Genomic DNA, 11,793 nt, shown 5'->3' with positions numbered 1-11,793 from the left:
TCGTATTGGCGGCGATTTTACAACCTTGTCCGAAGGAGAGTGTCAATTGCTGGCCATCGCCAGAACCATTATTGCAGATCCCAAGGTATTGATTTTAGATGAAGCAACCTCTTCGGTTGATACCCGAACAGAAATATTAATAACCCGGGCCATGGAAGCCATGATGAAAGGCCGAACAACCTTTATTATTGCCCATCGTCTGTTTACCATAAAAAATGCCGACAAGATTATCTTTATGAAAGACGGTGATATTCGAGAAGTTGGCAGTCACACCGAACTCATGAAGCAAAATGGTTTATACGCAAATCTCTATTTAAGCGCATCAGATAATTAAAACACAACCCTATGTACGATAGGGATCCCAGGGTTGAAAAACTGGATACAGATTAGACAATTAAAACATAAATCTATGTACCTTGATGTCAGTTTATATAAACAATTTTGTAACGTCTTAGGCGGACATCTCGTAGAGTGTCCGACATAGAGTGGAAAAATTGTTTCATATAAACAGACAGCGAGGCTCGCCATACTTTGGCAATTGACTAACAATAAAAATACAAGGAGGCTGTTATGAAAGGTTGGTTATTAAGAAATCCCGGGAAAATGGACGATCCTTCAATAGTGAAAATTATGAAGGTTGTGGCAGAAAACAAAATTGATTTAACGGTGATAGACCCATTAAAGATCCATGTGATCTGTGATCATGATTTTGATGGGAAAATTTATGTGGGCAATGAAGTCAGGGACGTTCCGGATTATGTTGTGGCAGCTTTTTTTACAGAAAAAAATTATCACACAGCCGCAGTTTTAAGAATGCTGGAATCTGTCGGGGTATTGTGCATCAATTCATACGACTGCATTAAAAATGTTGATGACAAACTGCTGACATTTCAAAAAGTTGCCGAGGCCATTGAGGACATTAACTTTCCCAAAACATTGTTGGTAACAGAAGAAACAGATGCATCCTTTGTGAGTCAGCTTTTTGACTATCCTCTCGTGATGAAGGTAATGCATGGCAGTAAGGGCAAAGGGGTTGTTCTGGTTAACACAGAAAAAGAACTGGAGAATCTCATTAGTATGATGACAGCCAGTGAAGTGGGCGATGAAATTATCATCCAGGAATGCATTGCCGCTTCCAAAGGGCGGGATTTAAGAGTTGTCTTATGCAACGGAAAATATGATAATGCATTTGTCAGAGAAAACGAGAAAAGTTTTCGATCCAACCTGGCAAAAGGCGGTAAAATTATTCGCTATTCACCCCCTGCGTCAGTAATGGAAGCAGCGGAAAAAATAGCAGAGCTTTTAAAAATTAACATGGGAAGCGTGGATTTCCTATTTGGAGAAAATGATTCCTTTTATTTGTGTGAAGCCAATGCCATGCCGGGAATTGCCTTTGATCTTCATGAAATGTTCAAAAACTTAATCGAACAGGTGGACAATATGCCTGAACCACTTTGGAAAAAACGTTTAAGAGAAGAGGAAAAAACATGTTAGGATGGTTATTGGTCAATCAGCAAACCCTGGAAGAACCTTCTATACAAATGATTATAAAATTAATCGAAAAAATGGCATTAAATATAAAAACCGTTGAGGTCAGTGAAGTAATGGTGCTTTGTGAACCGGGAATCAGTGAAAATTGCTACATCAACGATGAGGCCACACCCGTTCCGGACTATGCACTGTGTGCCTTTTTCGGCGGGAATAATTACAATAGCAAGGCCGTGGTTAAGATGCTGGAATCCCTTGGGGTTTTCTGTGTGAACAGCTCAGAAAGTCTTAACAATACAGCCGATAAATTATTAACCTTTCAAAAACTGGCAGCAGCATCAGAGTCATTTTTATTTCCGAAAACGGTATTAATGACCCCAAAAACAAAGGTATCCTTTATTGCAAAAGCAATCGGGTTTCCCTGTGTTGTAAAAGTCATGCATGGCAGCAAAGGAAAAGGCGTGATTAAGGTCAATACTGAAAAAGAATTGGAAAACCTGTTGGATATTAACGCAGCCCTGATCTATGATGACCAGATTCTGATTCAGGAATGTATCCTCGCTTCACAAGGTCGGGATTTGCGCATTATGTTAAGCGGTAAAAAATATGCCACAGCCTACATCCGGGATAATGGGGAACACTTTAAATCCAATCTATCCCAAGGGGGAGAACTTCAGTTTCTTACCCCGACCGATAAAGTGATCGAAATGGCTGAAAAAGTGGCCAATGATTTGGATATTTACTTTGGAAGTGTGGATTTTCTTTTTGGTGAAAATGACACCTTTTATATTTGCGAAGCTAATTCAATGACGGGATTAACCTATTCATCCGAAGCATTAACCGATAAAAAAAGCAACCCATTGATTTTAACCCTCAATGGAATTATGGAAGAAGCCCAGAAACGCAAGAAAAATTAACAGGAAGTTTCGAGTTTAATCATCTTCAGATGACTCTGTTTCAGTTGCGCCTGTAATTGCAGATGGCTGTGTCGTGCTGTAAGTGGAAGCAGGTTGGGTTGCCTGGGTAGTTGCCGCCGGTTGTGTTGGGTCGTAAACTGTACCCGGTGGAGTCGCAACCGTTGTTGTGGACGGTTGTGTTCCTTCGTTGGCTGTCGTCGGTTTTAGTGCATCGGCGGTTGATCCAAGCAGCATTGCTGAAATCCCTACAAATAATAGTAAAATAGATAAACCAAGCAGAATAAATGGAATTTTCAGTGGCTTTTTATTTACATTATAAATAATTAAAAGAATCACGCATGCAACAACCCCAAAAATACCCACTGCAATTAAAACCATACTCATTTTCTTTTCCTCCTGTTTGAAAATATTATGTTTGTCTTTTTAAATATACCCTAAATTTGTTGTTTTAATACATAAGAGTAAATAAAAATAAACACTGAGTCCGGTTATTTTCATATGCTCCCTGATAACAGGCCTTAAAACGGTAAAACTGTTTGGTCAATTAAGGGAGTATTTTTTTATTGCGCTAAAATAGCCAGAGTTTAAAATTAAGCAGAAATTGAGGAATATTTTAAGAAAAAAATATTACAATTTCATCAGATGCTTCGATTAATGAGAAATTGATGATCGTTGCCACAGTTTTATAATATATTTCCAAAATGGAATACACTGTGTCCCAAATTATAGCAAGCTAGGATGTATTAGTCGGTAATGCAAGAATAGAAACAACAAATTTGAGGAGAAAAAAAGATGGACTCAAGCATTAGAGAACGAATAAAAAAACTGTTGGCGCTTGGCACAAGCCCCAACCAACACGAAGCAAACTGCGCCATTCTTAAGGCTAAACAGCTCATGGCTGAATACAAGCTCACAGATCGGGACTTTATTAAAAAAGACGAAAAACCCATTAAAATTGATACCAACATTTATTACACCACCCGTAAAGAACATTGGATGACGGGTTTAGCAGATGTAACTGCTGAAAATAACTGCTGCGTATTCTACATGGTTACGCCCCATGGCAGTCAAAGACACTACATTGTTTTTTACGGCTACGAAGAAGACGTCATCATTTGCAACAGCACCTTTACCTATGCGGTTGATTGTATCAGAAGCCAGTTAAAGCAAATTGTTAAGGCAATGAAAAAGGAAGATAAAACAATCCAGGATATCAGAAGCGCAAGCGAAAGTTATGGAAAAGGTTTTTATCAGGGGCTGGATGACGCCTATAAAATTCAGGATGAAGAGAATCAGGAATGGGGCCTGGTTATGGTGGTTCCACCAGAAGTATCAGAACTTATCCAGGACATGAAACACGCTCCCCATAAAGAGGGTGCTTATAAAGATGATCAATCACTTTATGCCCAGGGGTATGAAGAGGGAAAAATTTTTACAGCCCAAAACAGACTGGAATAATAGGAGTTTGAATATGAAAAAGCTGATATTAGTAACATCGCCACCGGCAAGTGGAAAAACATATGTATCTAAGAAACTGGCTGAGGCCTTATGCCATGTAGTTTATCTGGACAAAGATACGCTCATAATACTATCAAAACAGATTTTTGCTGTAGCAGGAGAAGAATACAATCGGAGTTCTGATTTCTTTAATAAGAATATTCGTGATTATGAATACGAAACAATCGTAGCACTGGCACTGGAAGCTCTGGATTATGATGATATTGTTTTGATCAATGCACCATTCACACAAGAAATACGAGAGTTAGGCTATATCAGAGGTCTTAAAGAAAAATTGAAAGAAAAGAACGCGTCTTTAGTTGTTGTCTGGGTAGAAACGGCAATAGATGTGACAAAGCAAAGAATGATTGGAAGAAATTCTGAAAGAGATACATGGAAACTAGCCCATTGGGATGAATATGTTGCAGGTCGTAATTTTGATATTCCCATTGCCCTGGATGATCCTTGTGTAAAAGATGATTTGCTGATTTTCAAAAACTCAAATGATAAAGAATTCAAAACTTCGTTAAAAGAAATAGTGTCCATACTTGATTAGACAACAGAATAATTTATTGATAATGCATATAAAGAATGCCGGGATTTCTATTTGGAACGAGGCGTAGACAATATACTGGGAAAAACAGATGGTGAAATAAATCAGGATAAAAACCTGGCAGAGAAGTTTTTATTGGATGATCAAAAGATAATAGCAACAAAAACAGCTCTATTCAATGAAGTAGTCTTTCAAAATAAAGATGGACAAAATAAATGTAGCGAAGTTGTTAAGATACCTGTTATGGATGGTAAGGGTAACGTTATCGGCATCGTGGGTCGGGAAACGGATATTACTGAGAAGAGGAATCATCAGGAAAGACTTAAATATCTCAGCTATACTGATGTTTTAACCGGAGCCAATAATAGAACCAGTTTTGAAGAAAGTGCCCGGGAATATGATAAAGAATGTTAATTACCCTTAGGAATAATTATGGGAGATGTCAATGGCTTAAAACTGGTAAATGATACATTTGGCCATAAGGATGGGGATAAGCTATTAATAGAAATGGTTAATGTACTCAAGCTGGTTTGTAAAGATATCAATGCCGTTAAAGTTGGGGAGAAACTCGATCTGGAAATGTCGGAAATCGATGAATTACGAATAGTTGCAGAGCTTCATGATATCGGTAAAATTGGGTTCGATCAGGATATGCTGCTAAAGCCCGGGAAATTAACCGTTGAAGAATATGAAATCATGAAAACCCACTCGGAAAAAGGCTATCGAATAATAAAGGCATCCAGTGAGCTTCAAAATGTAGCACTGGGAGTATTGCATCACCATGAAAGATGGGATGGTACCGGCTACCCAATGGGATTAAAGGGAGCAGAGATACCACTGTTTGCCAGGATTATAACCCTGGTTGATTCCTATGATGTTATGACCAACGACAGAATTTACAAAAAAAGGCCATAAGCAAAGCAGAAGCCATTGAAGAAATTAAAAGATGTTCAGGAACTCAGTTTGATCCCAGGATAGTGGAAGCATTTTTAGAGCGTAACCAAATTGGGCTTGCTCAAAAGACACTTATAACAGGATGGGAAAGTCCGTAAAAATGATCTCGTCAATTCCAGACTGGCTAAATACTATGCCGGAAAAAAATAAAATGAGGTTAATCATAATAGAAAAAGTTGAAGCTAAGCCAATGGATGTCCTGGTTTTAAGGACATCTTTTTTTATGGTTTATAAAGAACTTCATAAACATAGGATAATATAGGCTTAACAATTAATAAAGACAAAAGTAAAGGTTGAATGATATAATAAACCATTTAGAAATCTGTTTGGTTCATAGATTAAAGAAAATTAAAACATTAAAGGGGAATTAAATTGATAGAAAAAGCAATCGTATTATTGAGCGGGGGAATTGACAGTACAACCTGCCTGGCCATGGCGGTCGACAGGTTTGGTTTTGAAAACGTCACAGCTCTGTCCATCCAATATGGTCAGAAACACAGCAAAGAGTTGGAAAGTGCGAAAAAAATTGCAGAATATTACGAAGTATTGCATATCGTCAAAGATATGTCGGATATCTTTTCGTTTAGCGATTGCGCTCTCCTGAAGGGCAGAGACACCAGTATCGAACATTCGTCCTACGCTGAACAGCTTGAAGCGATTGGCGGAGAAGGAACCGTTTCAACGTATGTTCCTTTTCGAAATGGATTACTTCTCTCTTTTGCAGCAGCAACAGCAATCAGCATCGGAGCAGGTGTTATCTATTACGGCGCACATGCAGACGATGCCGCAGGGAGAGCCTACCCCGACTGTACCCCGGAGTTTGAACGCGCAATGAATGAAGCAATTTATGAAGGATCAGGACATATCCTTAAAATGGTGGCACCACTTATGGAAATGAATAAGGCGGGAGTTGTTAAAACAGGGTTATCCCTGGGAGCACCATATAAATTTACATGGAGCTGCTATGAAGGTGACGACGTTCCATGCGGAACCTGCGGGACGTGTATTGACAGGCAAGCTGCATTTGATGCCAACGGACTATCCGACCCGGCGATTAAGAAAAGAGGTTAAATTATTTATTATATAAAAAAACGTTTAGAAATCAGTGCGTCTCATAGTTTGGATCTGGGATACGAAAGCCCTTGCCGAAATTTACATGGTCATAATTGGATCATAACAGTTTATTGCAAAAGTGAAACCCTGGATGTAAATGGCATGGTCGTTGATTTTGCTCATATCAGCAGGAACATTAAAGAACGCCTTGATCATAAAAATTTAAATGACGTTCTCTCATTTAATCCAACAGCTGAAAACATTGCTTACTATCTGACGACGATCATCGAAAATTGTTACCGAATCGATGTTCAGGAAACAGAAAACAGTTTTGCAGCTTATGAGGTTGATGAACAATGAAAGTTATCGAAATCTTTGACAGCATTGAAGGAGAGGGCAAACGTACGGGTCAATTAGCGACGTTTATTCGTCTTGCCGGTTGTAATTTGCGATGCAGTTATTGCGATACCACTTACAGTTACGATGACGAAGATGCCGTGGAAATGACGATTGAAGAAATTATTTCCAGGGTTACCTATTTATCTGTTACAGTCACAGGCGGAGAGCCTTTAATTCACAAAGATATTAAAGATCTTGTCAGAGCTTTGTGTTTAAAGGGCTGCCAGGTCAACATTGAAACAAACGGGAGTGTTTATCTCGGCTCCTCAGTTTTTTTAAACCCGGAGTTTGATGTTTTCATGACCATGGATTATAAATGCCCATCCAGCAAAATGGAAAAGCATATGGAACTGTCGAATCTGACCGATCTAAGACCCATTGATGTCCTTAAGTTTGTTGTGGGGTCCATTGAAGATCTTGATCGAATGAGAGAAGTGCTCAGTGCGTTTCCGATAAACGCCCAAATATACATAAGTGCCGTATTTGGAAAAATCGAGCTGGATGCGATTGTTGAATATATGAAGGCATTTAATTTAACGGATGTTAAATTGCAAATTCAAATGCATAAAATTGTATACCCGGAAAACATGAGGGGGGTATGATGAAGACAGTTTTATACTGCATATTCAATTCGGAACGCAGTGCGTAGCGAATAAATGTTTTTACACACCATAAATGCAGAAAAAATACAAAAGAGAACCTCAACGGTTCTCTTATGCAATTCTTATTGGTGGAGATGAGGTTAATGAAGCGATAATGATCAGGCAAGGTCGAAACGGTCTGCGTTCATCACTTTATTCCAGGCCGTTACAAAATCCTGAATGAACATCGGTTTCGCATCGTCACTGGCATACACCTCTGCGATTGCCCGAAGCTCAGAATTCGAACCGAATATCAGGTCAACGCGGGTACCCGTCCATTTGAGTTCACCAGTCTTGTAATCTCTCCCCTCGAATAGTTCACCGTCTTCAACGGTCGCTTTCCACTTGGTGTCCATATTGAGCAGATTTACAAAGAAGTCATTTGTAAGACTTTCGGGGTTCTTAGTAAATACACCATGCTGGGACTTATTGTAATTGGCGTTTAATACCCGCATGCCACCAACTAGAACCGTCATCTCAGGTGCTGTCAATCCCAGTAGTTGTGCTCGATCAACCATCAATTCCTCAGCAGAAACGCTATATTTGGCTTTACTATAGTTACGGAACCCGTCTGCTTTCGGCTCAAGTACCGAGAATGAACTGACGTCGGTTTGTTCCTGCAACGCATCTGAGCGACCCGGAGCAAAAGGAACAGACACATCAAAGCCAGCATTCTTAGCCGCTTGCTCGACACCTGCGCATCCAGCCAGGACAATCAGATCAGCAAGCGAAACCCTCTTTTGGCCTGACTGGCCACGATTGAAAGCATCCTGGATTTTTTCAAGGGCTGCCAGCATGGTTTGCAGTTGTCCTGGTTGGTTGACTTCCCAGTCTTTCTGCGGTGCTAATCGAATGCGAGCCCCATTTGCCCCACCCCTTTTATCGGAGCCCCGAAACGTTGATGCAGATGCCCAGGATGCAGCGACCAGGTCTGAAACCGAAAAGCCTGAGTCGATCATTCTACCCTTAAGATCGGCTATATCCTTTTCGTCAATCAGGTCATGATCGACTGCAGGCACCGGATCCTGCCAAATCAGTTGCTCCGCCGGAACCTCTGGACCAAGATAACGCGAGATTGGACCCATGTCGCGGTGAGTCAATTTGAACCATGCCCGAGCGAAAGCATCCGCTAACTCCTCGGGATTCTCCTGATACCGCTTAGCTATCGGTCGATAGATGGGATCCATCCTCAAGGCAAGGTCGGCGGTGGTCATCATTGGCGGGTGCCCTTTTGAAGGGTCGTGGGCATCAGGTACAATGTTTGCAGCAGCGGGATCAGTTGGTATCCATTGCCAGGCGCCGGCAGGACTCTTAATAAGATTCCAATCGTACTTAAACAGGATGTCCAAGTAGCTGTTGTCCCATTTTGTTGGTGAGGGGGTCCAGGCCCCTTCAATGCCGCTTGAGATCGTATCGCGGCCTTTACCACTGCCCATACTGTTCTTCCAGCCAAGTCCCTGATCTTCAATGCCGGCAGCCTCGGGTTCCGGGCCGACATGGGTTGGATTGCCTGCGCCGTGACATTTACCAAAGGTATGGCCCCCTGCGACCAGCGCAACCGTCTCCTCGTCGTTCATGGCCATACGTGTAAAAGTCTCACGGATGTCTTTACCGGAAGCCATTGCACTCGGCTGACCGTTGGGTCCTTCCGGATTGACATAAATCAGACCCATCTGCACTGCAGCAAGAGGATTTTCGAGTTCCCGATCACCAGAATAGCGCTTATCGTCAAGCCATTTGCTTTCGGCACCCCAGTAGGTATCCTCTTCAGGCTCCCAGATATCCTCGCGACCGCCGCCAAAACCAAAGGTTTTAAATCCCATTGACTCCAAAGCGCAATTACCGGCAAGAATCATAAGGTCGGCCCAGGAAATATTTTTGCCGTATTTCTTCTTGATCGGCCAAAGTAAACGGCGTGCTTTATCAAGATTCACATTATCCGGCCAACTGTTTAGAGGCGCAAAGCGTTGATTACCCGACCCTCCACCGCCACGGCCATCTCCCATACGATAGGTGCCGGCGCTATGCCACGCCATCCGGATGAAAAGTGGTCCGTAATGCCCGTAATCTGCAGGCCACCAGTCCTGTGAATCGGTCATTAAAGCGGATAAGTCATTTTTCAACGCCTTATAGTCCAGTTTCCGGAATGCTTCAGCATAGTTGAATGTTTCACCCATAGGGTTTCTCATAGCAGGGTTCTGATGAAGCATCTTAAGATTCAACTGGTTCGGCCACCAGTCCCTATTCGTCGTGCCGGCAGCAGTCTTATTATTGGTCATTCCTGTTACTGGACATTTCCCTTTTTCAGACATAAATAAAATCCTCCTTTATTTAAAAGTTTTGTTACTATAAAAATATACCCATTAAATGGATATTGAATCCATTATTCCACAATATGTGATACCGATTTAAAGCGTCATGCTATTATAAGTTACGTTGAATCTGACAACGATGGTATGTTTAGCAGATCCCTGATAATTAAGCGATATTTTCTCTGATTCTTAAAAAAGTTGAGTTTTCCCCTCTCTTTTATTATAATGTGTGTAGAAAAAAAGAATAGCAAGCACTTTTTTGAGTGATACTCACAAAGGAGATCCTCTTTATACCGGAAATATGAAAAATTCCTTTGGTATAGTCCTACTAGGTTCTCCATGCAAAGTCGCTCACATTATCTCTGCCGATGAAAAAAGTTTTAGTTTTTGAGGCGGAACTTAATAGTAAATTAAAAGACCTCAGGAATAATCTTGGAAAATATGAGAAGAAAAAGGTGATAAAATGAGTAGAAAACAAACAAAAGAAATGAGAAGAGGTAAGAAAAAAATCCGTATTGGTATTAAGATTTCAGTCGTCCTGCTGATCCTGGTAATTATAGGTGCTGGGGCTGTTTATACAATTGAGGCTGCTTATACTGCTTATGCTGCTAAGCAGATGGATATTTCTGACTATCAATATCAGGTTAAAGAAAAAACAGAAATTTATTCGGCAGATAATGTGTTGATTGCTGAATTGTATACAAAAAACCGTACCAATGTAACCATCGATCAGATTCCGGTTCAACTGCAACAGGCACTCATTTCTGTTGAGGATTCCCGATTCTACGATCATTCCGGCATTGACCTTTTTGGGATTGCCCGTGCGTTTTTCGCAAATATCATAAATAAAAACAATGGGGAGGGCGCCAGTACCATTACCCAACAGCTGGCCAGAGTATTGTTTTTGCCGGATATTGCCACAGAACAAACCTTTAATCAGTCACTGACCCGCAAATTAAAGGAAATTTCCATTGCACTGCAATTGGAACAAAAATATACGAAGTCCCAAATTCTTGAAATGTATTTTAATGAATACTACTTTGGGTCCGGAGCTTATGGGATTGAGGAAGCCTCAAAAACCTATTTTAATAAAGATGTTTCACAGGTGAATCTGGCAGAAGCGGCAATGCTTGCCGGGCTGCCCCAGGCACCAAGTGCCTATGCGCCAAACACTCACTTTGAAGCTGCAAAAAAACGGCAACTCCGGGTATTACAGCGAATGGTCAAAGAAAAATATATTACCCAGGAAGAATCCGATGCAGCAGCAGCCACAGAAATTACGATCAGAGACCCGGCAACCATCAATAATGATAATCAGATTGTGGATGGTTATGAAGCATTCGTCGGGAAAGCACTGAATGAATATGCTAAAACCCAGGCTTTAGCTGTTATGCAGGAACGGGGGATCACCGAGGATCAGGCAATTAACTATATTAAAGAAAATATTGCCGGCGGCGGTTACCGTATCTATACTACCATTAACTCTGTTTATCAGAAAGATGCCATTGACAGTCTGACAACCGGCCTGGATAAAAACGGCCTGGATAATGAAACAGGGAGTATTGTCACCACTGATTTAGATGGCAGTGTCAGAGCCTATTATGGTGGGAATACCCAGATTGACATGGCAGATACCCCGAGACAGCCGGGGTCTAATATTAAACCCCTCTATTATGCAGCAGCCATAGATAAAGGTTTAATAACATCTTCAACTAAAATTCTGGATGCCTATACTGATTTTGGCGGATACGCCCCTAAGAACTACGGCGGAGTTTATCACGGAAATGTTACCGTGAGACAGGCTTTAGTCTATTCCTATAATATTCCTTCAGTTAAGATCTTTGATAAAATTGGACCTTCAAACGCAATTGCCTTTATGCAGACAATGGGAATCTCAACCTTTGAAGACGATGATTATTACCTTGCAACAGCTCTTGGAGGGATGACCTACGGAATAAAACCGCTTGAAATGTCAGCGG

The 11,793-nt window shown here is 41.0% G+C and carries 11 protein-coding genes and 1 pseudogene; 10 read left to right on the top strand and 2 right to left on the bottom strand.

Annotation, left to right across the window (positions count from 1 at the left end; genetic code table 11):
• From VIK44_RS12815 to VIK44_RS12805, 3 genes are all read left to right on the top strand, one after another.
• A partial coding sequence (locus tag VIK44_RS12815) for an ATP-binding cassette domain-containing protein (RefSeq protein WP_331554285.1) occupies positions 1-334 on the top strand: 334 nt, incomplete at its 5' end.
• Positions 335-570: 236 nt separating this feature from the next.
• Positions 571-1,494, top strand: a complete 924-nt coding sequence (locus tag VIK44_RS12810) for a RimK family alpha-L-glutamate ligase (protein WP_331554284.1) — start codon at positions 571-573, stop codon at positions 1,492-1,494.
• Positions 1,488-2,405 (top strand): RimK family alpha-L-glutamate ligase, encoded by a 918-nt coding sequence (locus VIK44_RS12805; RefSeq protein ID WP_331554283.1) that lies wholly within the window; start codon positions 1,488-1,490, stop codon positions 2,403-2,405. The genes VIK44_RS12810 and VIK44_RS12805 overlap by 7 nt, the downstream gene beginning before the upstream one ends.
• Positions 2,406-2,420: 15 nt before the next feature.
• On the opposite strand, the gene VIK44_RS12800 is transcribed toward VIK44_RS12805, so the two are convergent.
• Complete coding sequence (locus VIK44_RS12800; RefSeq protein ID WP_331554282.1) at positions 2,421-2,789, bottom strand: hypothetical protein; 369 nt, start codon at positions 2,787-2,789, stop codon at positions 2,421-2,423.
• Positions 2,790-3,197: 408 nt separating this feature from the next.
• Between VIK44_RS12800 and VIK44_RS12795 the strand changes: the two genes are divergently transcribed.
• From VIK44_RS12795 to queE, 6 genes and pseudogenes are all read left to right on the top strand, one after another.
• Positions 3,198-3,863 (top strand): DUF2786 domain-containing protein, encoded by a 666-nt coding sequence (locus VIK44_RS12795; protein WP_331554281.1) that lies wholly within the window; start codon positions 3,198-3,200, stop codon positions 3,861-3,863.
• Positions 3,864-3,876: 13 nt separating this feature from the next.
• Positions 3,877-4,458, top strand: coding sequence for an AAA family ATPase (locus VIK44_RS12790; protein ID WP_331554280.1), 582 nt, complete (start codon positions 3,877-3,879; stop codon positions 4,456-4,458).
• Positions 4,459-4,572: 114 nt separating this feature from the next.
• Positions 4,573-5,507: pseudogene (locus VIK44_RS14275) on the top strand (HD domain-containing phosphohydrolase); the annotation flags it as partial.
• Positions 5,508-5,784: 277 nt separating this feature from the next.
• Entirely contained in the window at positions 5,785-6,480 is a 696-nt protein-coding gene (gene queC / locus VIK44_RS12775) for a 7-cyano-7-deazaguanine synthase QueC (RefSeq protein ID WP_333783808.1), read from the top strand.
• Positions 6,481-6,822 (top strand): 6-carboxytetrahydropterin synthase, encoded by a 342-nt coding sequence (locus VIK44_RS12770; protein WP_331554286.1) that lies wholly within the window; start codon positions 6,481-6,483, stop codon positions 6,820-6,822. It begins immediately after the preceding gene.
• On the top strand, positions 6,819-7,463 hold the full coding sequence (queE, locus tag VIK44_RS12765) for a putative 7-carboxy-7-deazaguanine synthase QueE (RefSeq protein ID WP_331554276.1): 645 nt from the start codon (positions 6,819-6,821) through the stop codon (positions 7,461-7,463). Before VIK44_RS12770 ends, queE begins: the two co-directional genes overlap by 4 nt.
• Before the next feature lie 158 nt (positions 7,464-7,621).
• On the opposite strand, the gene katG is transcribed toward queE, so the two are convergent.
• Positions 7,622-9,814, bottom strand: a complete 2,193-nt coding sequence (gene katG / locus VIK44_RS12760) for a catalase/peroxidase HPI (protein WP_331554275.1) — start codon at positions 9,812-9,814, stop codon at positions 7,622-7,624.
• Positions 9,815-10,277: 463 nt separating this feature from the next.
• Here katG and VIK44_RS12755 point away from each other — a divergent pair.
• A partial coding sequence (locus VIK44_RS12755; protein ID WP_331554274.1) for a transglycosylase domain-containing protein occupies positions 10,278-11,793 on the top strand: 1,516 nt, incomplete at its 3' end.

The organism is Acetobacterium sp., from assembly GCF_036508315.1.
Taxonomy (GTDB): Bacteria; Bacillota; Clostridia; order Eubacteriales; family Eubacteriaceae; genus Acetobacterium.
Note: the sequence above shows the minus strand (reverse complement) of the source record. Positions and strands in the feature narration are given on the sequence as shown.

Coding starts and splice junctions, on each gene's coding strand:
- VIK44_RS12810 (WP_331554284.1), top strand. CDS start 571: ATGAAAGGTTGGTTATTAAGAAATCCCGGGAAAATGGACGATCCTTCA.
- VIK44_RS12805 (WP_331554283.1), top strand. CDS start 1,488: ATGTTAGGATGGTTATTGGTCAATCAGCAAACCCTGGAAGAACCTTCT.
- VIK44_RS12800 (WP_331554282.1), bottom strand. CDS start 2,789: ATGAGTATGGTTTTAATTGCAGTGGGTATTTTTGGGGTTGTTGCATGC.
- VIK44_RS12795 (WP_331554281.1), top strand. CDS start 3,198: ATGGACTCAAGCATTAGAGAACGAATAAAAAAACTGTTGGCGCTTGGC.
- VIK44_RS12790 (WP_331554280.1), top strand. CDS start 3,877: ATGAAAAAGCTGATATTAGTAACATCGCCACCGGCAAGTGGAAAAACA.
- queE (WP_331554276.1), top strand. CDS start 6,819: ATGAAAGTTATCGAAATCTTTGACAGCATTGAAGGAGAGGGCAAACGT.
- katG (WP_331554275.1), bottom strand. CDS start 9,814: ATGTCTGAAAAAGGGAAATGTCCAGTAACAGGAATGACCAATAATAAG.